This is a genomic window from Marinomonas sp. SBI8L, from assembly GCF_001624705.1.
Taxonomy (GTDB): Bacteria; Pseudomonadota; Gammaproteobacteria; order Pseudomonadales; family Marinomonadaceae; genus Marinomonas.
Window position 1 is genome coordinate 183264 of the sequence record NZ_JSEO01000009.1, and the last position, 25913, is coordinate 209176.

23 protein-coding genes and 2 tRNA genes are annotated in these 25913 nt (G+C 42.2%); 11 read left to right on the plus strand and 14 right to left on the minus strand.

Features of this window, described 5'->3' with window-relative positions:
- Position 1: 1 nt before the first annotated feature.
- The 8 genes from rdgB to OA91_RS15005 form a co-directional block, all read right to left on the minus strand.
- A complete protein-coding gene (rdgB, locus tag OA91_RS14970) occupies positions 2-604 on the minus strand; it encodes an RdgB/HAM1 family non-canonical purine NTP pyrophosphatase (RefSeq protein ID WP_063339075.1) in 603 nt (200 codons plus the stop codon).
- A gap of 15 nt (positions 605-619) precedes the next feature.
- Positions 620-1054, minus strand: coding sequence for a DUF4426 domain-containing protein (locus OA91_RS14975; RefSeq protein ID WP_046015286.1), 435 nt, complete (start codon positions 1052-1054; stop codon positions 620-622).
- A gap of 9 nt (positions 1055-1063) precedes the next feature.
- Positions 1064-1654, minus strand: a complete 591-nt coding sequence (metW, locus tag OA91_RS14980; RefSeq protein WP_046015285.1) for a methionine biosynthesis protein MetW — start codon at positions 1652-1654, stop codon at positions 1064-1066.
- Positions 1654-2823, minus strand: a complete 1170-nt coding sequence (gene metX / locus OA91_RS14985; RefSeq protein WP_046015284.1) for a homoserine O-succinyltransferase MetX — start codon at positions 2821-2823, stop codon at positions 1654-1656. The genes metW and metX overlap by 1 nt, the downstream gene beginning before the upstream one ends.
- Positions 2824-3064: 241 nt before the next feature.
- Positions 3065-4522: a PepSY-associated TM helix domain-containing protein gene (locus OA91_RS14990; RefSeq protein WP_063339076.1), complete on the minus strand. Its 1458-nt coding sequence runs from the start codon at positions 4520-4522 to the stop codon at positions 3065-3067.
- Between the two features lie 134 nt (positions 4523-4656).
- Positions 4657-5043, minus strand: coding sequence for a hypothetical protein (locus OA91_RS14995; RefSeq protein WP_063339077.1), 387 nt, complete (start codon positions 5041-5043; stop codon positions 4657-4659).
- Positions 5044-5125: 82 nt separating this feature from the next.
- Positions 5126-5767: a 16S rRNA (guanine(966)-N(2))-methyltransferase RsmD gene (gene rsmD, locus OA91_RS15000; RefSeq protein ID WP_063339078.1), complete on the minus strand. Its 642-nt coding sequence runs from the start codon at positions 5765-5767 to the stop codon at positions 5126-5128.
- A gap of 77 nt (positions 5768-5844) precedes the next feature.
- Positions 5845-7125: a hypothetical protein gene (locus OA91_RS15005; protein ID WP_063339079.1), complete on the minus strand. Its 1281-nt coding sequence runs from the start codon at positions 7123-7125 to the stop codon at positions 5845-5847.
- A gap of 285 nt (positions 7126-7410) precedes the next feature.
- Here OA91_RS15005 and ftsY point away from each other — a divergent pair, with 285 nt between their 5' ends.
- The 4 genes from ftsY to rpoH all read left to right on the plus strand — a co-directional run bounded on the left by ftsY (position 7411) and on the right by rpoH (position 11511).
- A complete protein-coding gene (gene ftsY, locus OA91_RS15010; protein ID WP_063339080.1) occupies positions 7411-8709 on the plus strand; it encodes a signal recognition particle-docking protein FtsY in 1299 nt (432 codons plus the stop codon).
- A gap of 77 nt (positions 8710-8786) precedes the next feature.
- Entirely contained in the window at positions 8787-9458 is a 672-nt protein-coding gene (gene ftsE, locus OA91_RS15015) for a cell division ATP-binding protein FtsE (RefSeq protein ID WP_046015278.1), read from the plus strand.
- Positions 9458-10492 (plus strand): permease-like cell division protein FtsX, encoded by a 1035-nt coding sequence (gene ftsX / locus OA91_RS15020; RefSeq protein WP_063339081.1) that lies wholly within the window; start codon positions 9458-9460, stop codon positions 10490-10492. Before ftsE ends, ftsX begins: the two co-directional genes overlap by 1 nt.
- 152 nt (positions 10493-10644) lie before the next feature.
- Complete coding sequence (rpoH, locus tag OA91_RS15025) at positions 10645-11511, plus strand: RNA polymerase sigma factor RpoH (RefSeq protein WP_046015276.1); 867 nt, start codon at positions 10645-10647, stop codon at positions 11509-11511.
- 79 nt (positions 11512-11590) lie between these two features.
- On the opposite strand, the gene OA91_RS15030 is transcribed toward rpoH, so the two are convergent.
- The 6 genes from OA91_RS15030 to metK all read right to left on the minus strand — a co-directional run bounded on the left by OA91_RS15030 (position 11591) and on the right by metK (position 17821).
- Positions 11591-12454 (minus strand): energy transducer TonB, encoded by an 864-nt coding sequence (locus OA91_RS15030; RefSeq protein ID WP_046015275.1) that lies wholly within the window; start codon positions 12452-12454, stop codon positions 11591-11593.
- Positions 12455-12464: 10 nt separating this feature from the next.
- Positions 12465-13412 carry a glutathione synthase gene (gshB, locus tag OA91_RS15035; protein ID WP_063339082.1) on the minus strand — a complete coding sequence of 316 codons (948 nt, stop codon included), beginning with the start codon at positions 13410-13412 and terminating at the stop codon, positions 12465-12467.
- 141 nt (positions 13413-13553) lie between these two features.
- Positions 13554-14159, minus strand: coding sequence for an OmpA family protein (locus OA91_RS15040; RefSeq protein WP_046015273.1), 606 nt, complete (start codon positions 14157-14159; stop codon positions 13554-13556).
- A 3-nt stretch (positions 14160-14162) separates the two neighbouring features.
- Positions 14163-15647, minus strand: coding sequence for a TolC family outer membrane protein (locus OA91_RS15045; RefSeq protein ID WP_046015272.1), 1485 nt, complete (start codon positions 15645-15647; stop codon positions 14163-14165).
- Between the two features lie 129 nt (positions 15648-15776).
- On the minus strand, positions 15777-16511 hold the full coding sequence (locus OA91_RS15050; RefSeq protein WP_063339083.1) for a 16S rRNA (uracil(1498)-N(3))-methyltransferase: 735 nt from the start codon (positions 16509-16511) through the stop codon (positions 15777-15779).
- 146 nt (positions 16512-16657) lie between these two features.
- Positions 16658-17821, minus strand: a complete 1164-nt coding sequence (gene metK / locus OA91_RS15055; RefSeq protein WP_063339084.1) for a methionine adenosyltransferase — start codon at positions 17819-17821, stop codon at positions 16658-16660.
- A 374-nt stretch (positions 17822-18195) separates the two neighbouring features.
- Here metK and tkt point away from each other — a divergent pair, with 374 nt between their 5' ends.
- From tkt to OA91_RS15090, 7 genes are all read left to right on the plus strand, one after another.
- Positions 18196-20196 carry a transketolase gene (gene tkt / locus OA91_RS15060; protein ID WP_063339085.1) on the plus strand — a complete coding sequence of 667 codons (2001 nt, stop codon included), beginning with the start codon at positions 18196-18198 and terminating at the stop codon, positions 20194-20196.
- Between the two features lie 60 nt (positions 20197-20256).
- Positions 20257-21279, plus strand: coding sequence for a type I glyceraldehyde-3-phosphate dehydrogenase (locus tag OA91_RS15065; protein ID WP_046015268.1), 1023 nt, complete (start codon positions 20257-20259; stop codon positions 21277-21279).
- An 84-nt stretch (positions 21280-21363) separates the two neighbouring features.
- The gene (locus OA91_RS15070; RefSeq protein WP_063339086.1) at positions 21364-22521 is read left to right on the plus strand and encodes a phosphoglycerate kinase; all 1158 of its coding nucleotides are present in this window, start codon (positions 21364-21366) and stop codon (positions 22519-22521) included.
- Between the two features lie 190 nt (positions 22522-22711).
- Complete coding sequence (gene fba / locus OA91_RS15075) at positions 22712-23779, plus strand: class II fructose-bisphosphate aldolase (RefSeq protein WP_046015266.1); 1068 nt, start codon at positions 22712-22714, stop codon at positions 23777-23779.
- 118 nt (positions 23780-23897) lie between these two features.
- A tRNA-Leu gene (locus tag OA91_RS15080) sits at positions 23898-23982 on the plus strand.
- A gap of 324 nt (positions 23983-24306) precedes the next feature.
- A tRNA-Leu gene (locus OA91_RS15085) sits at positions 24307-24391 on the plus strand.
- Positions 24392-24861: 470 nt separating this feature from the next.
- Positions 24862-25902 carry a substrate-binding domain-containing protein gene (locus OA91_RS15090; protein ID WP_063339087.1) on the plus strand — a complete coding sequence of 347 codons (1041 nt, stop codon included), beginning with the start codon at positions 24862-24864 and terminating at the stop codon, positions 25900-25902.
- The last annotated feature ends 11 nt before the right edge of the window (positions 25903-25913 follow it).

Here is a 25913-nt window from a genome sequence, read left to right on the forward strand (position 1 = left end):
ACTAGGCTTGGGCCTGCTCAAATGCAGCAAGTAGTTGCTGTAGAGCTATGGCTCTGTGACTAATGCGATTCTTCTCATCTTTGGTGAGCATAGCTGCGCTACAGTCTCGATTAGGCACATAAAAAACAGGATCATAACCAAAACCGTGTTTACCTTGAACTTCGGTCAAGATTGAACCTTCCCATACACCGTGGAAAACCAAAGGTGTTGGGTCATCTTTATGTTTCATGTAGGCAAGAACACAATGAAAGCGTGCGGTACGCTCTTCTTCTGGCACACCTTCAAGCTTTTCTAGCAAAAGCGCATTATTGGCTTTGCTATTACCGTGTTCGCCAGCAAAACGTGCTGAGTAGATGCCTGGGGCACCATTTAAGTAATCTACTTCAATACCTGAGTCATCAGCAATTGCAGGTAACCCTGTTTGAGCGCAGGCATTACGGGCCTTTAAAATGGCATTTTCGATAAAGCTTAAGCCATTCTCTTCGGCTTCCTCTACATTGAATTCACCTTGAGGTTTAACCTCAAATCCCAAGTTAGACAGCATGTCATTGAATTCATTGATTTTGCCCGTATTGTTACTGGCTAATACAAGGGTCTTACTCATGCAAATGATCCTTTGTTATCGGTCAACATAGAGGTGTTTTTTAAATTTAACAGTCATGGGTGCGCTGTTAGCGTCGAGTTTTGCATCGACTTGAAAGCGCAGAATCTCATCGTCTGTTTTTGTGAAGGCGGCAATATAATAAATCGCGTTGCCTTCGTCTATGGTTACAAAGTCTAGTTTTACGATTTGGCCAATTAAGTTAGTCACTTTACCTGTCACTATGGCAGGTAAAGTTTGTGGAAGCTCTGATTTACTTGGCTTGATAACCGCAACATTTAGCAGGCCACGACCCTTACTTCTAATAAAACCATATTGTTGCGCAATTTTAGGGGTAAGAAAGGTGGATTCAAAGGTGTTGAAATGTACTTCTAACTCGCCAAAGCTTTGTTTCTGCTCGGCATACGTCAGGCTACTAAAAATAAAGCAAAAGAAAATAATGATGTGTTTCATGGAACCTTCCTAACGGCTAACGTGAAAAATCGCGGTTTCACTGAATAAGTTTGGCATAGCTTTAATCCACCACCTGTCTCTCAATTGCCCATCAACTGCCGCTGATCGTAAAATTTTGATGCCTTTTTCTTGGCAAAGGGTTTCAAAATCCTTGAAAGTACAAAAGTGAATGTTGGGCGTATCATACCAATTATAAGGTAAGAACTCGGAAACGGGCATGTGACCTTTTAATCCAAGATGGATACGGTTACGCCAATGACCAAAGTTAGGAAAGGTGATTATGCATTCTTTACCTACCCTTAGCATTTCGTCCAAGAGTAAGTCAGGACGACGAAACTGCTGTAACGCATGCGTCATGACAACAAGGTCAAAACTCTCGTTATCAAAGTTATCCAACCCTTTATCAAGATCATGCTCTAGTACCGGCACACCATTTTCAATACATTGGTTAATGTGCGCGGCATCAATTTCAAGGCCGTAACCCTGTACCTCTTTATTGCCAATAATATGGCTTAATAACTCACCTTCGCCACAACCTAAGTCAAGAACACGGCTTTTGGGTTGAACCCACTCATTGATAATGTCTAAATCAGCGCGCATTAGTTTGCTCCCTTATTAGTACTAGCAAGCAGCTTGTTGTGGGTTCGGTTTAAAAAGCCTGTTAACGCCGCCATGTATCTAGGCAGAGGGAAAAGGAAAGCATCGTGCCCTTGGCTAGCTTCAACTCTGGCGTAACTGACGTGCTTACCGGCTTTCACTAGGGCATCGACTATTTCTTCGCTGCGCTCAGGTGAAAAGCGCCAGTCAGTAGAGAAGGACACTAATAAGAAATCACATTTAGCAACGGAAAGTACTTTTGATAAGTCGCCGTCAGCTTTGGCTGCTGGGTCAAAATAATCCAGTGCTTTGGTCATCAGCATATAAGTGTTGGCATCAAAGCGTTTTGTGAAAGCTTCGCCTTGATAACGCAAATAACTTTCTACTTCAAAATCAATATCATAGTTGTACTGATACTCATCATGACGCATGGTGCGGCCGAACTTTTCACCTAATGAATCTGTTGATAAATAGGTAATATGACCAAGCATGCGAGCTAACCCTAAGCCATTTCTTGGTAAGGTTTGCTTGGCATGATAATCACCCTGATGGAATTCTGGGTCACGGCTAATGGATTGTCGTGCGACCTCATTAAAAGCAATATTTTGCGTCGAGAGCTTAGGTGCTGAAGCAATAATGACAGCCGACTTTAAGCGCTCAGGGTAACGTATGCTCCATTGTAGAACTTGCATGCCGCCTAGACTGCCACCCACAATAGCAGCAAAGGTATCTATGCCTAGCTTATCGGCAAGACGTGCTTGGCTTTCTACCCAGTCTTCTACTGTGACAATAGGGAAGTCTGCCCCCCAGACTTGGTTGGTCTCAGGGTTAACGGTTGTGGGTCCAGTACTGCCACCGCAACCACCAAGATTATTCAAGCAGATAACATAAAAGCGTGAAGTGTCGATTGGTTTGCCAGGTCCTATCGCGTTATCCCACCAACCTGGTTTTTTATCATCCATTGCATGATAGCCCGCCGCATGATGATCACCACTGAGTGCGTGGCAAATCAAGATAGCATTTGAGCGTTCGGCATTAAGTGAGCCGTATGTCTCATAGATTAGGTCATATTGGGCTAACTCAGTGCCGCAACTTAGGCTTAAAGCCTGATCGAAGTGCGCAACTTGAGGGACCACAATACCAACGGAATCGGCTGGGATATTGTCCGGCATACGAATAGATTTCCTGGTTTGAATGGGTGACTCGAAAAGCGAAATTAGCCAGTGTTTTAAGACCTTTAAGCTGTCTAATATTTGGCTATAATGGACACAGTCTATCCTGTGTGCATAAGGCCTTCAAGTGATCTAGTCCATTAAGCGTTTCATAAGATAGATAAGAAGTGAATAAGCCTTGATAAAGGAGCAAAACATACTGTTTTGCTCCTTATTAGTGCTTGTTTTCTAGGTTCTTTGGTTATTGATAAACACGCTTGATACTTGGCATAAAACGGACAAGTATCGCATCGATAATAATCAAGCTAACTAGACAAATAGCGGCTAGGGGGAAGAATAAAGATAAGAAAAGCATGAGTATGCTGGCATTTTTCCAACGTCCTAGATTTTGTGGTAAAGGTGGAGCGCTTAAACCACGGCTCTGGCTTGGACGACGTAACCACCAGATATAGAGTCCGCTGACACTTAGTAATATGATCATGGCGCAAGCCACAGTATTTAGAATGAGGTTCCAAAGGCTGTAGTTAGCTTGGTGAAGCGCAATGCCTACCGCCATCGATTTAGCCACCAAGTTGTAATCAGCATAGCCGATATCTGCTAATACCTTGCCGGTATACTGGTCCAAATGCAGGGTTCTATCTTGAGTCGCGTCTTGAATGTCACCACTCATAGTATTTGCTGAAATGGTATAAACCCCAGTATCGTTACTTGGCAAGCTAACAGTAAAGTGAGTGAATCCAACTTTGAGGGCGAAAGCTGATACGGAATCAAGGTCAACACCCACACCTTGTTCTATGCCCTTTGAACCTGAGTTAGTCCCAGATTCTGGTAAAGGGCTAAGCTCTAGATTCCATGGCATAGTTTCAATCACACCTGTATTTAAGCTTTTATGGTTAGCGTGAATATCGTCTGGGTCTGTGATTGGGTTAGAGTTGAAATTGGATGCTCTTTTGTCCGTTGGAAAGCTGCTCCAAGCTTGTACAAACTGCCCTCCCCAGATACCACTCCAAGCTAAACCAGAGAGAGAGAAAAAGACCAAAAAGACAAGTGATGCTAGGCCTGTGATGGAATGCAGGTCACGCCAGAACATCCTTTTACCATTTTGTTTTCTGATCTTCAGGGCTTGGATAAAACGATTGCTAGTCTGCTTTTTAGCGGGACTTCTTGGCCACCATAAATAACTTCCTGTGATTGCCAATAGTATGGTAAAACTCGCCGCTAGCTCCATTAATCTGTCACCAATATCGCCAATCAGTAAGCTACCGTGTATGTCATTACTTAATGCATAGAGGCCATTATCTAGGTTGATATCACCCAGTATTTGGCCTGTATAAGGGTTGGTAAAGACTTTGAGGTTAATGCCTTCAGACGTTTTAACGATAAATTGATTGCTCTGGTTAGGCGCTTTGCCCTGAATAAACTTTCTAATAGTGCCTGAATAGGCAAGATCTAGGGTTTCTTTTTGAGATTCAAACGTCATTTTTGAATCTCCAACCTCGACAAAATACTTGTCTTGATAAAGCTGTGGTTCTAGAACTGGTTGATACAGCATGATGAGGCCAGTGACAGATAGGATAATTAAAAAAGGCACAACAAATAGCCCTGCATAGAAATGCCAACGCCAAATGGAGTGATAAAACTGTCGTGAGGCGGGTTTAGATTTTTGTTTAGATTCTTGATTGGAAAGTGGAATAGACATGGGAAACCTTTATTTTTATGCCAATGGGGAATTGGCAAACTAAATAGATAAAAAAGGTGCGCACACACGCACTAAAGCACTGCTTAAAATTAAGCAGTGCTCAGCTAGTACTCTTACAAGTAGCAATCAGGTGTTCAGGCTGATTGCAGAAGGTAAAACTCGGTACGGCTTGGTGGTGCTCTGGGATGGGCAAGCGAATAAGGTCTCTTTAATGAGACTTGGCTTGCATAATGAACTAGGGGTGTTGAAGTTAAATTAGAAGGTGATAAAAACTCAGGAAAGCTTAGGGCGATGACATCCTGAACACAGGGGCATTGAGTGGTTTGATGCTGCTTTGAATCACTTGCGGATGATTCTATTTTAACGAGTTCAATCCCTGCTGTGGTACACAGAGAAACCCAATAACCACTGACTTGGCCTTGGGCATTTATTGCAGGCAGAGCAAAAAAACAGCACCAGCAAAGTAATTGCAGTACTAAGAGTTTTTTAGACGCTGTGTAAGTCGAGCTTAACGTGCGCATCCTGCTCCGTTTTGCCTAGGGTTAAAATGAAGAATCATAGTTTAATCTGATTCAGTTTTATCTGATAGGGGTCAAACTGTGATTAATCTTTATAGACTTGAAATAAACGATAGGTGAGTTGCCCTGCTGTCTTTTCTTTTAGTAAGTCCCAAGATTGAGTAATACTAGGTAAAGGTGTCTCTTTTTCCATTTCTAAATATACGAGAGCGCCTTCTGCTAACCAACCTTGCTCTAATAATGGCAAGATGTTTTCAACCCAGCCTTTACGAAAAGGTGGATCAATAAAGACTAAATCAAAAGGGGCTTTATCAGCTAAGTTTGGTTGAGCTTCTATCGGCAGCTTCAATAGACTTAGCGCATCTTGATTAAGGGTTAACGCGTCCTTACAGCCAAGGGTTGCTAAGTTTTGCTGCATTTGTTGGGTAACGACACGAGAGGCATCGACAAATACACAGCTCTTCGCTGAACGTGAAAGCGCTTCTAATCCTAAAGCACCCGAGCCACAAAATAAATCCGCACATTTAGCGCCAGGTACATAAGCGTTAATCCAATTGAAGAGGGTTTCTCTCACTCTATCCGGTGTTGGCCTAAGTCCTTCTAGCTCTGGGATAGGTAACATGCGTGAACGCCATTGGCCGCTGATAATTCTAAGTTTTGCTCTTTGCTGTTTAGACTTATTAGTCGCGTGATCAAGTTTTTTAGGGGCGCGTGAGCGGGCGTTCATGGCTAATCTTCCAACTGGTAGGGCTTTTAAGGTTGGCTATTTTAAAGGCTCAACCCTGATTAAGAAAGCCCTAATAACTACTGTCTTTGCTGAAGCTCTTGTAGACTCGATGTCATGATCAAGCGGCGAATATTGGCATTAAACTCTTTAAAACTGAGGTCTTTAACGGCTTCACCATAGGTTTCATTCCACTGCCCGACAGTTAGTCCCTCTTGCTCTTCTAAGGCTAGGGTTTCTTGACTTGCCATACGCGCCCACCAACTTGGAGACTGGGTATAATTAGCTAGCTTCTCTTGATAGCGGGTTAATGATTGTTCGAAAGCATCTTGGCTAAAGCTTGTGATTGACTCATCTAATACGCTTCGCGAAAAGTACTCATCTTGTCGATATTTAGCTTCTGGTTTAGAGGCATCCAAAAGTGGGCTTTGTTCATGTTGAATGCTCCACCAGGCCCATTTTTGCTGAGGTGAAGATTCAAAATGTAGTTGCACATAGCTGGGCGCACTGGCTTGTTTAAGCTGAGACAGATAATAAGGTAGCCACAATTGCAAACTGATCCATTCTTTAGCGTTGTTAACTTGGTTGAAGGCAAAAGCACCATGGCTTTGCAATAGCTGCGGACCAACTTGGGTCTGTAGCCCTATTCTTGACGCAATATTCATTGGCGCAGGCGTTTCTGAGTAGGCTGCGTTCTTTGTTAGTTGAGCGAGATAAGTCTGCATCTCCTGCACACCATTGATATTACCTGCCAAAGTAATTTTATCTATCTGCCCAAGTAGCGTTTGATAATGTTGCTGAATGTCTTGCAGAGTTAAGCTGTATTCGTCTAATACTCCATCTAAAGGCAAATTATTTGCTTGAGGGAAGAGCTTTTGCTCTAACTGAGCCTTATTAGAGAGATAATAGGGGATATGACCTTGTTGCCAATTATGAAAGGTACGATTTTTGAAGTCAGGATTGTTGAACCAAGGTATGAGTATTTCCATACTGGCAGATAAAAAGTTTGGTTCACTATTAAGTGTAATGGCGAGTTCACTTTCCTCATTACTAACATGGTAGGTGAGCTGCGTTGTTACATCTGATAAGCGCTGGTTGATAGAACTAGTGCTTAAAGGGAGAGTATCTAGCATTAATAATGAAAAAACAGCATCGGTTAAGCCAAGTTTACTATCGTCTTTACGCCCATGATTAAAGCGGATACGTAGTTCGAGTTTATTCGTACCTTGCCAGGTGTTTTGATAAACCCAAGTAATAGGAATCTGCTTATCTGTTTGCCAATACTCTATGTGTGCTTCAGGGTATTTGGAAGGCGGTGCAGTAAGATTAAGAACCAGAACCATAAGACTAATGAAGATCATTAATCCTGCTAAGACGGGTTTACTAAATAATGGCTTGTCGGATTTTTTCATAAGGCTAATGGTTAATTACCGAATACTTAATGATTTACTTAAAAAGGGAGATATTCCCCGAAAGAATTCAATTAGACACTAAATTTCATTCCAATGGGCCTGTTTGCTAACAGGAATAATGTTAAAATTGATTGTTTTCTGTGCCTTTTTACCACAGGTCATCAAATTATTTTATTCAATTCGCTGAAACATCGTGACTAAATTCGATTTTTAGCCCAGTAAGAGATCCACTGAATGGAATTTGTTAATAGCATTATTGCGTTTTTTACACCTTATTTTGGGGAATATGCCCAATATGCACCTATCGTTATTGGTGCTTTGCTCGCTATCTTGGCGTATGCAATTAAACCTCGTGTCATTAAAAAAATGGGTGCAGAGGCAAGTGAGCCAGATAAAAAAGATACAGAGCAATTAGATACGCTTGATTCAAAACAAGATTCGACGGTTTCTCAGGTAAAAGAACAAACGTCTCAAGTAGAAGCCCAAGCAGAAACCTTAGATGTCGAAGCTCAAGAGCCAAAAGCAGCTGAGACAACAACTAGTGAATTGGAATCAGCACCCGTTGCAGAGCCTCAAGTAGAGGAAGCTGACTCAGGCCTTACTTGGGCGCAAAGAGTTAAAGCCGGCTTAAGCCGTACTCGTAACGGTCTTGGTAATGGGCTTGCGAATCTGATTGTTGGTAGCAAGCAAATTGATGATGACTTGCTAGAAGAATTAGAAACTCAGTTATTGATGGCAGATGTAGGTGTTGAAGCCACGCAAAGTCTAATCGCAACTTTAACTGAAAAAATGAATCGTAAAGAGTTAAAAGATGCTGATGCTTTAATGGCATCTTTAAAACATGAATTAAGAGAAATGTTAGCTGGCTCTGCTGAACCTCTTGAGGTGACTGAGCCAGAGGTGGAAGGTAAAAAAGCGCCTTATGTTATCTTGATGGTAGGTGTAAATGGTGTGGGTAAAACCACAACCATAGGTAAATTGACGAAGAAGTTTCAAGCACAAGGCAAAAAAGTCATTTTGGCGGCTGGCGATACCTTTAGGGCGGCTGCGGTTGAGCAATTACAGGTATGGGGTGAACGCAATCAGGTTCCTGTGGTCGCACAACAGACAGGTTCTGATTCAGCTTCTGTTATTTTTGACGCCATTGATTCAGCAACAGCAAAAGGTTTTGATGTTGTCATAGCTGATACTGCGGGCCGTCTACAAAATAAAAGTAACCTAATGAACGAACTGTCAAAAGTGGTTCGTGTGATGAAGAAACTTGATCAGAATGCACCGCATGAAGTGATGTTAGTACTGGACGCAGGTACAGGGCAAAATGCCATTAGCCAAGCCAAGCTCTTTAGTGAAGCAGTAGGTGTATCTGGTATTACGCTAACTAAGCTAGATGGTACTGCCAAAGGCGGTATTATTTTTGCGATAGCGAAAGAATTTGAAATCCCAATCCGATTTATCGGTGTGGGTGAGCAAGTTGACGACTTAAGAGACTTTGATGCCGAAGTTTTTGTAGATGCCTTGTTCGAACAGGACTAGCAGCTACCGTTTTAGTAGATGATTAATTTAAGCTGTTAGCGTTTAAGCTTGCAGAGATAGACCAATAGGATTGGCTTGTGGAAATCGAATTTCAAAGAGTTGGAAAGAAGTATGACAGTGGTCAGGAAGCCCTGAGCCAAGTTAGCTTTCATTTACAGCAGGGTGAAATGGCATTTTTAACAGGCCATTCTGGTGCCGGTAAAAGTACCTTACTAAAACTTATGATGATGATTGAGCGTCAGAGCTCCGGCAATATTTTGGTTGATGGCGGGGACTTAAGAAACCTGTCAAAAAAAATGGTGCCTGAACATAGACGCCGAGTAGGGGTGGTGTTTCAAAACCACCAACTGCTGTTTGACCGCAGTGTTTTTCATAATGTTGCCTTACCCCTTCAAGTTTCTGGTGCAGATCATGCTCAAATTGGTAAGCGTGTGCGTGCGGCATTAGATAAGGTGGGTTTACTTGGTAAAGAAAAGTACAACCCTATGGCCTTGTCTGGTGGTGAGCAACAGCGCATTGGCATCGCAAGAGCCGTGGTTAATAAACCGCAACTACTTTTAGCAGATGAGCCTACTGGTAACCTTGATCCAAAGCTTTCTGCAGAAATCATGAATCTGTTTCAAGAGTTTAATCATGTTGGTGTTACTGTGCTGGTGGCCAGTCACGATTTAGCCTTAGTTGCACGCATGAGGCACAGAGTCTTGACGCTGAATCAGGGTCGCATGGTAAATGACGGAGGCTTTAGTTAATGAGCGCTCGTCCTAATACCAACAAAGCACCTCAAAGAGGGGCGACACGCCAAGCGAATCAGCCCGTTAATACTCAAAAGCCTAACCAAAAAGCGAAGCGTCAACCTTTCAATCTAAGTCAGCATTTACGTCAGCATCAGGCTGTCTTGATGGAAAGTGTGGTTCGTTTAATGAATTACCCTATGGCGAGCTTTATGACCCTTATGGTGATTGCGATAGCTTTGTCATTGCCAGGTGGTCTTTATGTGATGTTGAAAAACGTCCAGTCCGTGACTGATCAATGGGAGCAGCAGTCAGTCATCAGCCTTTATCTTTTTTCTGAGTTAGAAGATACCCAAGCACTGGCATTATCTCATCAGATTTCTGCTCGAGACGATGTGCGTTCTGTGTCTTACGTCTCGAAAGAAGAAGGCTTAAGGTATTTTGAGCAAGTCAGTGGTTACGAACAAATTCTATCTTCACTCCCTGAGAATCCTCTACCGATTGTTTTACAAGTGATTCCAATGGAAACAGTGCAGCTGGATACCTTAGATATTTTAGAATCTTTAAGGATTGAATTAGAAGAACAAGAGCAAGTTGAATATGCTGAATTGGATGCCCAATGGCTACAACGTCTTGCTAGCTTTCTAAGTTTTGGCGAAAGGTTTGTCTACGCGCTTTCTAGTCTTTTGGTAATCGCAGTACTACTGATAGTAGGTAATACAATTCGAATGGCAGTGGAAAGTCGCCGCGATGAAGTCTTGGTAATGAAACTTGTTGGCGCAACAGATGCTTATATACGCAGGCCTTTTTTATACATGGGATTCTGGTTTGGGGTGCTAGGTGGTTTATGTGCCTGCATCTGTATATTAGCGGTCAGTTTTTGGGTCAGTGGACCTGCTATGCAATTAATAGACTTGTACCATAGTGATTTTCAACTAACCTCATTTAGTGCCAGTGAAGTGGTCGTTTGTTTAACAATAAGTGCCATTATCGGCACACTTGGGGCCTGGATAGCGGTTAATAAGCACATTAGCGATATAGAATTGCAATAAAAGCTTGCAAGCTCGCGTATTTTTTAGTGTTATTGAATCGAATTTTTAAAGTTGCTATTTGTATACACTTTCTTTTCACATTTTTTTGGCAACTTTGTTGATAGTATCTAGTCATAGAGATAACGAAATTAATTTTAGAGGTAAAGATAGAGATGGGTAAAGCTCTGCAACCAGTTGACATGATGACACCGGGTCAAAACCTCGAGTCATACATTCAGGGAGTAAGCACGATTCCAATTTTGTCAGCAGAAGATGAAAATAAGCTGGCAGAACGTCTTTATTATGATGGTGACTTAGAAGCTGCGAGACAGCTTGTCATGTCCCATTTACGCTTTGTGGTTCATATTGCCAAAAGCTATTCAGGTTATGGATTGAACCAAGGTGACCTTATTCAAGAAGGTAACGTTGGTTTGATGAAAGCCGTAAAACGTTTTAACCCAGAAGTGGGTGTTCGCCTAGTCTCCTTTGCTGTGCACTGGATTAAAGCGGAGATTCATGAGTTCATTCTGAAAAACTGGCGTATCGTTAAAGTTGCGACAACAAAAGCGCAACGTAAAATGTTTTTTAACCTTCGCAGTGCTAAGAAAACGCTGTCTTGGTTTAGTAATGATGAAGTTGAATCTGTTGCAGGTGAGCTAGGTGTTAGCCCAGATGTAGTACGTCAGATGGAAGGCCGTATGAGCTCATCTGATACTACTTTTGATGCCTCTTCTGATGATGACGATGATAGCGCATACCAAGCACCAGCAAACTACCTTGAAGACCATAGATATGATCCAGCGTCTTTGATGGAAAATGGTAACTGGGAAGAAGATTCTAATCGCCGTTTACAAGAAGCTATGGCTGAACTAGATGGTCGTAGCCGTAATATCTTAGTACAACGTTGGTTGTCTGATACTAAGTCAACATTGCATGACTTGGCTGATGAATATGGCGTGTCGGCAGAGCGTATCCGACAATTGGAAAAGAATGCTATGGCGAAAATTAGACAGTCTATGGGTGAAGGTCAGTTTGCATAAAGCAAGCTGATTGAATTCGAAAAAAAGCCTCGTATGAGGCTTTTTTTATGTCTGTAGAATGTGTTTGATTGCTTCTAAATTATTGGCGGCTTTGTAATTTGTGCCCTGGAATGAATTGCCAAGTCCGAATAATTTCTAACTTATCCACTTCGGCAGCAAGCTCGCTTGGGAAGCTAGTAAAAGGCTCTGCTAAGCGTACGATGCGCATGGCAGCGTCATCTAGAATAAGAATACCTGAGCTTTGCAGTATTTCGATGTTTTCAACATAGCCGTTAGGTTGAATCATGACGGCTAAACGCAGTTGCCCATAAAGCTTGTCTCTTTTAGCTTCAGAAGGGTAGTGAATGTTACCAATCCTTTCGATACGTCGACGCCAATCATCTAAATATTGAGCATCAATAGCTGCTTTGGCCGATACGCTTGTCAGTCTGCGAATACGAGGTCGCTTAGCATAAGCTTGTCTTTGTTTATCTAATAACGCCTCAAGTGTTGCGATATCTGTTGTTAGGTGGCTTGGAATCTGGGTTTCACCTAAAAACTGTTCTGCTAAAGTCTTGGCTTCATTACTTGCTTCATCAATAACTTTAAATACGGCGTCAGAGTTTTTTGTACTGATTGTTCTGTTATCAACTTTAGGTTGGCTAGAGGCTAATTGGGGTTGTACTGGCGGTGTGATTTCATAAATGTCATCGGCAATAAAGCGAGCATCTTCTGTGGTTGTGAGCTTTTGTTTACGCAGCTCGGTACCACTGCCTAGTTGATTAGCTTGCGCAATAAAGTCAGCTTCTTCGGATTTTTCGGTTTTATGCTGAACTAGTGTTATTTCTAAGGTTTTCGCTTTGGGAGTAGGAAGTTCGAAATCAAAGCCGACAAACATCACCAAGAGTACATGTACGCTAATAGCGAAAAATAGTGCAATTGAGAATCTGTCGGCAATATTCATTCAAAACAATCTAGTTTAATTTCTTTTCAATGGCATCCATGAGATCCATGGCAATGTTTAAATCATAAGTATCGTTGAGTTCACGAATGCAGGTAGGGCTAGTGACGTTTATCTCTGTTAAATAGTCACCAATAACATCGAGTCCTACAAACATAAGTCCTTTTTCCTTCAGGGTTGGAATCACCTGCTGGCAAATCCATAAATCTCGCTCTGATAGTTCGCGTCCTTCACCACGGCCGCCGGCAGCTAGGTTACCGCGGGTTTCGCCATCAGCTGGAATGCGTGCCAAAGCATAAGGAACTGGCTCGCCATCCACTATCAAGATACGCTTATCACCTTGTTTGATTTCAGGGATAAACTTTTGCGCCATGATTTGCTCTGTGCCCATCTTGGTCAAAGTTTCGATAATTACGCTAACATTGGGATCATCTTGGCGTAAGCGGAAGATAGAGCTACCACCCATGCCGTCTAATGGTTTAAAAATAACATCCCCATGCTCTTTATGGAATTCTTTTAACAAATCAGCACGACGAGTGACTAATACAGCAGGACAGCATTGCGGAAACTGAGTCGCGAATAACTTTTCGTTACAATCCCTCAGGCTTGCGGGGTTATTTACAACCATAGCCCCATCACGCTCGGCTTGTTCTAAAATCATGGTGCTGTACACAAATTCGCTATCAAACGGAGGATCTTTACGCATCAAGATAACATCAAGGTCGCCTAGCGCAATTTTCTCACTTTCGCCTAAAGCATAGAAATTATCTGGATCTTTGAACACTTCTAAAGGCTTGGCAACAGCGCATGCCTTGCCAGAATCTAGGTAAAGGTCTTCTTGTTCCATATAAGTAAGCTGCCAGCCTTTTTCAGCGGCTGCCCATAACATGGCTAATGAACTGTCTTTTTTGAAATTAATGTTAGCAATGGGATCCATTACTATGCCTAGCTTAATGGTCATGAGCGACATCCTAGCGTAAAGGGTTAATAAACCGCTGACATTGATTCTATGAAAGAGGCTGACTAAACGAATAAATAAGTTTTGATGCTATAGAAATATAAGGGCGCAGAGAAGAATTAATAGGGCAAATAAAAAGAAAATTTAATTGCGTCTATCGACACTGTAGATGTTCCATTTGTTGATATCGACTGTGCTATGAGCAAAGACTTCAGCAACTACTCGTCGGTTCTGGCGCTTTCCTTGTTCTGTCTCGTTACTCGCGATCGGGCGTGACTCACCATATCCCACTGCTTTTACGCGGGACTTATCTATTTTGAAAGTATTAATCAGTATGGCAGCGATAGCTTCAGATCGATTCTTTGAAAGGGTTTGATTGAGTGTGTCATTGCCCACATTATCGGTATGGCCTTCAATGACAACACTACTACCTGGATTATCTTTCATAAAATCAGCAAGTTTTTTGACTTCGCCATAATATCTGGGTCTGACTTCATAGCGGTTAGAAACAAACAATATGTTAAGTTCAACAGATAGGAGTTTAGAGTTACTTTTGTGACAGCCATAATGATCAACGGCGGCTTCTCTTGGGGTGCCTGCACATTTATCACGAATGTTAATGACACCATCCTTGTCATCATCCTTTAGATGGTGCTGAGCCCTTTTATTACCATAAAGTGATTCAGCTAGAGAGAACCCAGAAAAAGAGCAAAGGCATACCAATAAGAGCGCAAAGATATGCCAGCGCATCTTTTACCATCCGCCTTCTAAGGTATCTGGATCAACATTAAAGATGTCTTCTGATACTTCAGTATCATTTGGCTGAGAGCCATCTAGTGTTCCATTTTCTGTCACTGGAATAGGTAATTCAGACTCAGCAGCTTCAAGTTCTTCAATGGCGCTTGGCCCAGTAGGGATATAAGAGTCATCTTCAAACTCATCATCAAAACCGAGTAAGGTAGGGCGATATATTCTGAAGGCGCGCATTAGTTCTCCTTTCGCATTAAATAAGCGAAATTCTGAAAAAAGCTCATCATAGTCAGCGTTGACATAATCTTGGCGCGATTGAAATAACTCATTTTCACTGTCTAATACGTCTAACAAAGTACGTCTGCCAAGACGGAACTGCTTTTCATAAGCAATTTGCGACTCTTTTGTCGCGATAACGTGGGTTCTGATATGCTCTTTCTGCTCTCTTGTTGCTATATAAGCAGCCCAAGCAAGTCGGACTGTTAGCTCTGTTCCACGTAAAGTATTACGTCTAATTTCTGTCGCTTGTAGATTCTGATAAACCGCGACGTTTTCTTCTTCTTTACTGGCCCCACCATTGTATAAATTATAGTCCAACCGAATCATGGCTAATAAATCTTCGGACGGGCCTTCTGAACCATCTAGGTTATTGTCCCAGGTGCGTTCAAGTACAAATTCAACCTTTGGATATTTATAGGACTTAGAAGCTTCCCGAAAACTTTCGGTCGCTTTAACATCCCAATTTGCACCCTCTATGGCTGGGTTTTTTGTCATTGCTTGATCTATCGCATCTTCCAGAGAGATTGGGAGTAAGTCTCTGTCTGGTACAGGATAAATCATCTCCTCAGGGGGCAATTCACCAACGACAAAGTTATATTGGCTGTTTGCGTCCTGTAAGTTGTTAACGGCCGCTAAACGGTTTGCATGAGCTTTTGCTAGTCGTGCTGTGATTTGGCTCAAGTCCGATTGGCGTCCTACACCCGCGTCACTTTTTAATTTAATCTGACTATAAATTCTGTCGTGTGTATCTAAGTTGATCTCAGCAAGCTGAACAAGTTCCCTTTGGCGCAAAACATTTGCGTAAGCTTCAGCCACTTCTAACGCGGTATTTTCAACCGCAATGAGCGCTTCCCAGCGGCCAGCTTCTGTTTCTGCTGTGTTTCGTTCAACTTCTAATTCAGTTTCATAACCATCAAATAAAGGTTGAGTGAAGGTGAGAGCGGTTTCTCTTCGGTTTAAGGAGGTGTCGGTATCGTATGTTATCTCACGGCCCAGGCCGACTTTTAAATCTAAGCTAGGGTAGTATTTATCATGGGCTAGTTCCGTTTTGGCCCCACGCTCACGATAGCTTGCAATCGTTCTATGAACTTCTGGGTTATTTTCAATTGCAATATAGGTCGCTTCTTCTAATGTGATGGCAAAAGCTGAATTGGCAAACAAAAAGCTTGTTGCCAGTAACATAGAAGGTTTGCGTAATAATCTAACCATAGCCGCGTCCAAGTTGATTTATTCTATTTAACAATAATAAGAGTTTATAGTTTTAGAATATGTAGTTGTTCTGTTAGGTATGTTTATTGATTATGAGTGCTTAAGTATATGAAATAATAGGCGAGTATATTATTTAATATCGCCCCAAATTAAATTAATGCAGGTTAAAATTACAATGGGTGCCGTTTCGGTTCTTAATACTCTAGGGCCAAGTGCGACAGGCTGAAAGCCTTGTTTTATAGAGGTTTCAACTTCGTCTTCTGTGAGTCCGCCTTCAGGGCCGATTAATACTGAAATACTTTTGCTTGTAGGCTCAGGCATATCTTTCATCGGCTTGGCACTATGGTGATGCATGGTGATTTTTAACATATCCTTACAATCGACGACCCAGTCGAGAAGATTTACAGGCTCTTTGATAAGGGGAACATGCCCTCGACCGCTTTGTTCTGCGGCACTTATTGCAATTTGTTGCCAATGTTGGCGCTTCTTATCAAGACGTTCAGAATTCAGTTTTACTTCACAGCGCTCACTAAATAATGGCTGGATTGCATAGACGCCGGCTTCCACTGCTTTTTGAATGGCATAATCCATGCGTTCACCACGAGAAAGCGTTTGACCCAGAGTTACTTTAATCGGTGACTCATTATCTAGTGTTTCAAAACTAAGCACTTCAACTTGAGCTGAGCGCTTTTCTACATTAATAAGCTTTGCCTGATACTGTCCGCCTTCACCATTAAATAGGATAAGGGAATAGTCATTTTTGAGCCTTAGCACCTTGCATACATGTTGAAATGAAGCCTGAGGTAAATCAAAAATGCTGTTTTCTTTTAACGGCAGGTCAACATAAATTCGAGGTATACGCATAAGGGTCTCTAAGTCTGTTTCTATAGTTGTAAGCTAACTAGCTTAAAAGTGGGCATAGTGACATAAAAAAGCCCCCTGTTAAAAGGGGGCTTGGCATTACAAAGTTGAAACTGACCGTTTAACGATAAGCTTAACTTTTTATCTGCTTATAGACCTGCTGCTTGGCGTAATGCTGCGGCTTTGTCTGTTTTTTCCCATGTGAAGTCATCGCCTTCACGACCAAAGTGGCCATAAGCCGCAGTTGGTAGGTAAATAGGGCGTTTCAGATCAAGCATTTTTACTAGGCCAGCTGGACGTAATTCGAAATGTTCGCGAACAAGTTGGCTGATTACTGCATCACTGATTTTACCTGTGCCAAAGGTGTTGATACTGATAGATGTTGGTTCTGCAACACCAATAGCGTAAGACACTTGGATTTCACATTTATCAGCAAGACCAGCAGCAACAATATTTTTCGCTACATAGCGACCTGCGTAAGCTGCTGAACGGTCAACTTTTGATGGGTCCTTACCAGAGAAAGCACCACCACCATGACGAGCCATGCCGCCATAAGTATCAACGATAATTTTACGACCTGTTAAACCACAGTCACCCACTGGGCCACCGATAATGAATTGACCGGTTGGGTTGATGAAGTATTTAGTGTCACTTGATAACCATTCTTCTGGTAATACAGGTTTAATGATTTCTTCAAGAACCGCTTCACGTAGGTCAGACTGAGTGACTTTTGCGTCGTGCTGAGTAGAAAGAACAACTGCATCAATCGCGCAAGGCTTGCCTTGTTCGTCATAACGGAAAGTAACTTGGCTTTTTGCGTCTGGGCGTAAGAAGTCTAAAGTACCATTTTTACGTACTTCAGCTTGACGCTGAACGAGGCGGTGAGCATACGTAATAGGGGCAGGCATAAGCACATCAGTTTCGTTGGTTGCAAAACCAAACATTAGACCTTGGTCGCCTGCACCTTGTTCGTGGCCTTCTGCTTCATCGACACCAACAGCGATATCGGCAGATTGTTTACCGATTGCATTCATGACAGCGCAAGATTCCCAGTCAAATCCCATTTCCGAGGAGTTATAACCTATGTCACGAACGACATTACGAGTGATTTCTTCAATGTCTACCCAAGAATTAGTACGAACTTCACCAGCAACGAGAACCATACCTGTTTTAACTAAGGTTTCGCAGGCTACACGTGCTTCTGGGTCTTCAGTTAGGATGGCATCAAGGATGGCATCGGATACCTGGTCTGCCACTTTGTCTGGGTGACCTTCTGAAACGGATTCCGATGTAAATAAAGAATATTCGGACATTTAAGTGCTCCTCTTTAGCTGAGTAATGGCTAAATGGGCACAAAAAAGCCCATTCAGCATTTATTAGGGTGCTAAACAGGCGACTGCTTCATCTGTTTAGCTGAATTTATATAGCGTCCGCAAGCCGAGACAAATCGACGCTTAGTAATCGGCCGAGATAATGTACTAATTTAGATCAAAAATCAAGCGCCTGCAGAGTATTTCATAAGGTGAAATACATGATAATTTTGTAGCAGATTCATCTTTTTTTTGCATTTTATGCGGTAAATATGGGCGTTTCCCCCTGAATGAGATTGCAAGCCGAGTCGAATGAGGTGAAAATGGGCGACCGTATTTTTAATGTAACCATTTATTGTTATCTGGAGCTGAATTAGATGCCTTCTCGTAAAGACCTCGCAAATGCTATCCGTGCTTTGAGTATGGATGCCGTGCAAAAGGCCAATTCTGGTCACCCTGGCGCCCCTATGGGTATGGCGGATATCGCTGAAGTACTTTGGAATGATTTTCTAAAGCATAACCCAAGCAACCCACAATGGGCTGACCGCGACCGTTTTATTTTATCCAATGGCCATGGATCTATGTTGATCTATTCACTGCTGCATTTGTCTGGTTATGCCTTGCCAATCGAAGAACTACAACAGTTCCGTCAATTGCATTCTAAAACACCAGGTCACCCTGAATATGGTTACACAGAAGGCGTTGAAACAACGACAGGTCCTTTAGGTGCAGGTATCAGTAATGCTGTTGGTATGGCAATTGCTGAACGTACATTGGCTGCTCAGTTTAACCGTGAAGGACACGATCTAGTTGATCACTTTACTTACTGCTTCCTAGGTGATGGCTGCCTAATGGAAGGTATCTCTCATGAAGCTTGTTCTCTAGCCGGTACTTTGGGTCTAGGTAAACTGGTTGCTTTCTGGGATGACAATGGTATTTCCATTGATGGTCACGTAGAAGGTTGGTTTACAGATAACACACCTAAGCGTTTTGAATCTTATGGTTGGCACGTTATTGCTGATGTTGATGGTCATGATCCAGTAGCAATCAAAGCGGCTATCGAAGAAGCTCAATCTGTGACAGATAAGCCATCTATGATTTGCTGTAAAACAGTGATCGGCTTTGGTTCGCCTAACAAATCTGGTAGCCATGACTGTCACGGTGCTCCATTAGGTGATGCTGAAATCGCAGCTGCACGTGAGTTCCTAAACTGGGAACACGCACCATTCGAAATTCCAGCTGATGTTTATCAAGGTTGGGATGCTAAAGAAGATGGTGCAGCGGCTGAATCTGCATGGAATGATAAATTTGCTGCTTACCAAGCGGCTCACCCTGAATTAGCAGCTGAATACGAGCGTCGTGTTATCAAGGGTGAATTGCCAGCAGATTTCGAAGCAAAAGCGAATGCATATATTCAAGAGTGCCAAGAAAAAGCAGAAAATATTGCGAGTCGTAAAGCGTCTCAAAATGCAATCGGTGCCTTCGGCGCAGCGCTACCAGAACTACTCGGTGGTTCTGCTGACCTTGCCGGCTCTAACTTGACTCTATGGTCTGGTTCTAAAGGTATTCAAGATGATGCTGCTGGTAACTACATCTACTACGGTGTACGTGAATTTGGCATGAGCGGCATCATGAACGGTGTCTCTCTACACGGCGGTTTCATTAATTACGGTGCGACTTTCATGATGTTCATGGAATACGCACGTAATGCTGTACGTATGTCTGCTTTGATGGGTATTCAGAACGTTTTTGTTTACACTCATGACTCTATCGGTCAAGGTGAAGACGGCCCAACTCACCAGCCAGTTGAGCAACTAGCTAACCTACGTATGACACCAAACATGTCTGTATGGCGTCCATGTGATGCTGCTGAAACAGCCGTTGCTTGGAAAGCCTCTATCGAACGTCGTGATGGTCCAACGTCATTAGTATTTTCTCGTCAAGGCCTGAAAGCACAAGCGCGTACAGCTGCTCAACTAGCTGATGTTGCTAAAGGTGCGTATGTACTATCTGACTGTGAAGGCACTGCAGATCTTATTTTGATCGCGACAGGTTCTGAAGTTCAATTAGCTTTAGACTCTGCTGCTGCGCTAACAGAACAAGGTAAGAAAGTACGTGTTGTTTCTATGCCTTCAACAACTACTTTTGATGCTCAAGATGCTGCTTATAAAGAGTCTGTATTGCCTCGCGCTATTACTAAGCGTGTTGCGATCGAAGCGTCTCATGTTGACTTCTGGTTCAAGTATGTTGGTTTTGATGGTGCGACTGTTGGTATGACTACTTTCGGTGAATCAGCACCTGGTGGCGTACTACTTAAACACTTTGGGTTTAGTGTTGAAAATGTTGTGGCGACGGCTGAAAAAGTCTTGTCTGCTTAAACAGCTCAAAAGGGGCTTCGGCCCCTTTTTTGTACAACCAATATAAAAGTTAACGAGAATATGCTTAGAGTTGCAATCAATGGTTATGGACGTATAGGGCGCTCAGTACTAAGGGCACTATATGAAGGTGGGTATCGAGATCAAATACAAGTTGTCGCTATTAATGAGCTGTCTGACTTGGAAACGATCAGCTATCTAACTCGCTACGATACTACCCATGGTCGCTTTCCAGAGACGGTAACGACTGAACAAGGAAGCTTGATTGTAGCAGATGATAATATTCAGGTTTTAGCCCATGAAAACCCTAACGATATTGACTGGCAAGCTTTAAATATTGATTTGCTGTTGGAGTGTTCAGGTAGCTTTTCTACAGTAGATAAGGCTCAAGCTTTTATTGATGCGGGTGTACCTAGACTCTTGTTATCGCAACCTGCTGACGCTGATGCCCAATCAACAATTGTTTATGGCTTTAACCATAAGCATATCGAACCTGAGCAGAAGATTATCTCCGCAGCTTCGTGTACGACTAATTGTCTCATCCCTGTATTAGATGCTTTGAGTTCTTTAGTTGGTGTGGAGCATGGCACCACACAGACTATTCACTCAGCAATGAATGACCAGCCCGTTATTGATGCTTATCATACTAAAGACTTGCGCTTAACTCGTGCGGCGTTAAGCTCCATCATTCCAGTCGATACAGGATTAGCGAAAGGAATTAGTCGTATGCTGCCGGAATTAGGCGGCAAGATTGCCTGTAATGCAGTGCGCGTACCGACTCTCAACGTTTCTGTGATTGATATGGTAGTGAGAACGCATAAGCCTGTCACAGTTGAACGCGTTAACGAGTATTTTAAATTACTTTCGCAAACCAAATATGCTGGCATATTAGGCTATTCGGAAGAAGCGCATGCATCGGTTGATTTTAACCACGATGCAAGATCCGTCATCATTGACGCAACTCAAACCAAGGTCGTTGATGGCCGATTAGTGAAGCTATTATGTTGGTTTGATAACGAGTGGGCATATGCCAACCGTATGTTAGATGTCGCCAGTTATTGGGCGCAGAAATTGCAAGAAAAGTAAGGCAGAAAGTCGCCTTGCTTATTGATCGTTATTTATCATGATAACGACAACGTAAAGATAACTTACTTTTTACTAGGAGCAACAATGACAGTCATAAAAATGTTAGATCTTGATTTAAGCGGAAAAAAAGTTCTAATACGTGAAGATTTAAATGTGCCAGTAAAAGATGGTGTTGTAACCAGTGATGCACGTATTCGTGCTGCGTTACCTACTATTAAGCATGCTTTAGAAGCTGGTGCTAAAGTGATTGTTATGTCTCATCTAGGTAGACCAACAGAAGGTGAGTACGAAGAAGCTTATTCTATGCAACCTGTTGCGAACCACTTATCTAAGTTACTAGGACAAGATGTTCCTCTGCAAAAAGACTGGTTAGACGGTGTTGAAGTGGAAGCAGGGCAAATTGTTTTGGTTGAAAACGTTCGCTTTAATTCAGGTGAAAAGAAAGACAATGATGCTTTAGCGCAAAAAATGGCAGCATTATGTGATGTCTTTGTGATGGATGCATTTGGTACTGCTCACAGAGCGCAAGCTTCTACTCATGGTGTTGCTAAATATGCTGCTGTTGCGTGTGCTGGCCCATTATTGGCGGCTGAATTGGATGCACTAGAAAAAGCTTTGGCTCAACCTCAGCGTCCTATGGCTGCTATTGTAGGGGGATCTAAGGTATCAACTAAACTGACTGTGCTTGAATCTTTATCTGATAAAGTTGATCAGCTTATTGTTGGTGGTGGTATTGCGAATACTTTCCTAGCGGCAGCAGGTTTCCCAGTGGGTAAATCTTTATATGAAAAAGATTTAATCCCACAAGCGAAAGCACTGATGGCAAAAACATCCATTCCGATCCCTGAAGATGTTGTGGTTGCAAAAGAGTTTTCTGCAAGTGCAGAAGCAACAGTTAAAAATGTTGCAGATGTTGCCGAAGATGACATGATTTTGGATATTGGTCCAAAAACTGCAGCAACATTGGCTGGGCTTTTAGGCGATGCTCAAACCATTATTTGGAATGGTCCTGTAGGTGTATTTGAAATTGACCAGTTTGGAGAAGGCACTAAAACCTTGTCCATGGCAATTGCGAATAGCACAGGTTTCTCTATCGCTGGCGGTGGTGATACTTTGGCTGCCGTTGATAAGTATGAAATTCAAGACCAGGTTTCATATATTTCTACTGGTGGTGGCGCTTTCTTAGAGTTTGTTGAAGGTAAGGTCTTACCGGCAGTTGCTATGCTTGAGTCTCGCGCTTAAGCTTGCTCTAATTACAGAAATTATGCTGCTATCTCATTGAACTGATGGTAGCAGCAAGAGTTACAATTATAAGGCGAAAGCCAACTTTATGTGGCAACGTATCATATAAAGCTAGAAACACTAGAGAGTCATAAAATTAAACTTAGCTCATTATTAATGTCTTACGGACGTATTGTCAGAGGAAACTTTTATGCCACTAATTAGTATGCGCCAGTTGTTGGACCATGCAGCAGAACACAGCTATGGTCTACCCGCGTTTAACGTGAACAACATGGAACAAGTTAAAGCAATCATGGAAGCCGCAGATGAAGTAAATTCACCTGTTATCATGCAAGCATCTGCTGGTGCTCGTAAATATGCTGGCTCTCACTTCTTACGTCACCTTATTGCTGCTGCAATTGAAGATTACCCACACATTCCTGTTGTTATGCACCAGGATCACGGTACTTCTCCTGCAATCTGCCAGCGTTCAATTCAGCTTGGCTTTTCATCTGTTATGATGGACGGCTCTCTATTAGCTAACGGTAAAACACCTTCTAGCTACGAGTACAATGTTGATGTAACACGTCGTACAGTTGAATTTGCTCATGCATGTGGTGTTTCTGTAGAAGGTGAACTAGGTTGCCTAGGTTCACTAGAAACAGGTCAAGCTGGTGAAGAAGATGGTGTCGGTGCTGAAGGTACTCTATCTCACTCTCAAATGCTGACAGACCCTGCTGAAGCGGTTGAATTTGTTAATGCAACAGGTATTGATGCTTTGGCTGTGGCAATCGGTACTAGCCATGGTGCTTATAAGTTCACACGTCCGCCTACAGGTGACATTCTTGATATCGAACGTATCAGTAAAATTGTTGAGCTATTACCAAATACGCATATCGTATTGCACGGTTCGTCTTCTGTGCCACAAGACTGGTTAGAAATCATCAATGAATACGGTGGTGATATTCCAGAAACCTATGGTGTGCCAGTTGAAGAAATTGTTAAAGCAATTCGCTACGGTGTACGTAAAGTCAATATTGATACTGATTTACGTCTAGCGGCAACAGGTGCGATTCGTCGTAGTCTTGCTGAGCACAAGGGTAACTTTGACCCGCGTAAATATTTAACGGAAAGTATTAAAGCGATGAAGACGGTTTGTATTGATCGTTATGAAGCTTTTGGTTGTGCAGGCCAAGCATCTCGTATTCGTACTATCGATCTTGAAGAGATGGCTGTTCGTTATGAGCGCGGTGAATACGCGAGTGCTCGTAAGTTCTAAATCTTGATGTATGGCGTTAGTATTCGCTAAGTAAGAACTTTTTTGAGTGTTTTTTCATTTAATTTGCAAAAAACAGTTGACGAAGAATCTGACTTGCATATAATGCTCGCCATTCCTTGCGGGAGTGGTGGAATTGGTAGACACGCTGGTTTTAGGTACCAGTGCTTTACGGCGTGAGAGTTCGAGTCTCTCCTTCCGCACCAAGAATTCGAAAAAACCGATACTTTATAAGTGTCGGTTTTTTTTCGTCTGTAGAAAATAGATTTGATTTGGGGGTTGGTTTTAAATATCAGTGCTTTACGGCGTGGCTTTTTATGGAAGAGAAGTCGAGCCTTCCTTACAATGCCAAGCCATTACCTTTTAAAGGGCAAAGAAACCGATACTTTTTAAGTGTCAGTTTTTCTTTAAAAGAGAGGGGAGGAGGTTACTGAATTATAAGGCTTTGAGTAGTTTGGAAAATAATTAAACTATTTTTCACAAAAGGCTTGACTGAAATTCAAACTAACCTATAATCTCGCCCACTCTTTGCGGGAGTGGTGGAATTGGTAGACACGCTGGTTTTAGGTACCAGTGCTTTACGGCGTGAGAGTTCGAGTCTCTCCTTCCGCACCAAGAATTCAAAAAAACCGATACTTTTTAAGTATCGGTTTTTTTTCGTCTGTAGAAAATGAATTCAGTAGATTTGGTGTCGTTGCTTTTAGATGTAAGTGGTTTTAGGTATCAGCACTTTACGGCGTGGCTTTTTAGGTATGACAAGTCGAGCCACTCCTTCCGCACCAAGTCATTACCTTTTAAAGAGCAAAGAAGCCGATACTTTTTAAGTGTCGGTTTTCTTGTCTAAAAGAAGAGGTTACTTTCTTATTTTAGAATCCTTTCTAATACCGATCTTTTCGCTTTATTCTGGTCTAATTTTGTTGGCTTTTAGTCAGTATGAGATTGATTATCCCTAGGTGTTAGCTTGCCCTGCTTACCAAGAGGGTATTCACTTGTTATTATGGTTCGCTCTAATGGAATTTATATTTAATCTAGGGTGCTCCAACAGGCAGGAGCTTTGATCTTGTGAGGATAAGATTATCTTTATATTGCGCTTATTAGTTGTCTTTTGTTTGTTTGCTCAGGCGGCTAAGGCTTTTCCTCAAAGTACCGATTCAGCTGTGTTGACTAATCAGGCTTTTTTTACTCAGTTTCCCTATCAGTGGCCTTTGATGGAACAGCTATCGCTTAAGGTAAAGGCGAGTCCAACCCCAAACTCTGTTGTTCAAGAAAGAAGTATTCGAGTTATGTGGGTTATTTCTAATGCTTTCCAGGCAAGAAAGGCCTTTCCTGCTATCGAATTATTCAAACAAAGAATGAAGGCTCTGAAGCTAGATTATCAATTGATGGTGATTCAGCATGATGAGGGTACAAGTTACCAAGAGTACATTCAACGCTTTAAGCAAGGCTTGGCATTTCAGCCTGATTATCTGATTTCCTCATTAACCTCATCAGTAAACCGTAAACTCATCGAGCAAGTACTGATAAAAGGGCAGACGAAAGTCATCGTATTTGATGCAGCGACACCTGTGATTTCTTGGCTAAATTCCCCTCCTTTAATGTATGTTGGCTTAGACGATAGGGCGATTGCGCGTCGATTTGCACAATACATCGATTCTATTTACCCCTTAGAAACTAAGATATCCGCTATTATGTTACCAGCAGGTTATGTTAACCAAACTCGCTGTGATGCTTTTATTGACGCCATGCATTCACGTGGTCGTAAGCTTTCTAAAATTTTCTACTCTGATGCAACCGAGTTAGATGCTTATCAGTATGTGGTTAAAACCTTTTCTAAGAGTGACAAAACTGAGTTTATTTTTAGCTGTTCATCAGCGATTGCTGCTGGTGTTATGAAGGCGGTTAAGGATGACGGTCTTAAACTTTCGACAAATAGTTGGCGCTATACTCCCCAAGAGCAAAAAGCGCTTGATAAAGGGACCTTGGTTGTCACCTTAGAGAAAGATGTAAAAGAGTTTAGTTTCGTGATAGCAGAAACGATTCAATCGGATTTAACTGGGCATGATTTGCCTAAACTTTATATTCCTTCATCCGCATTAATTTCTGCGGTATCGCCACTGACTCGTTAAAGGGATTATTA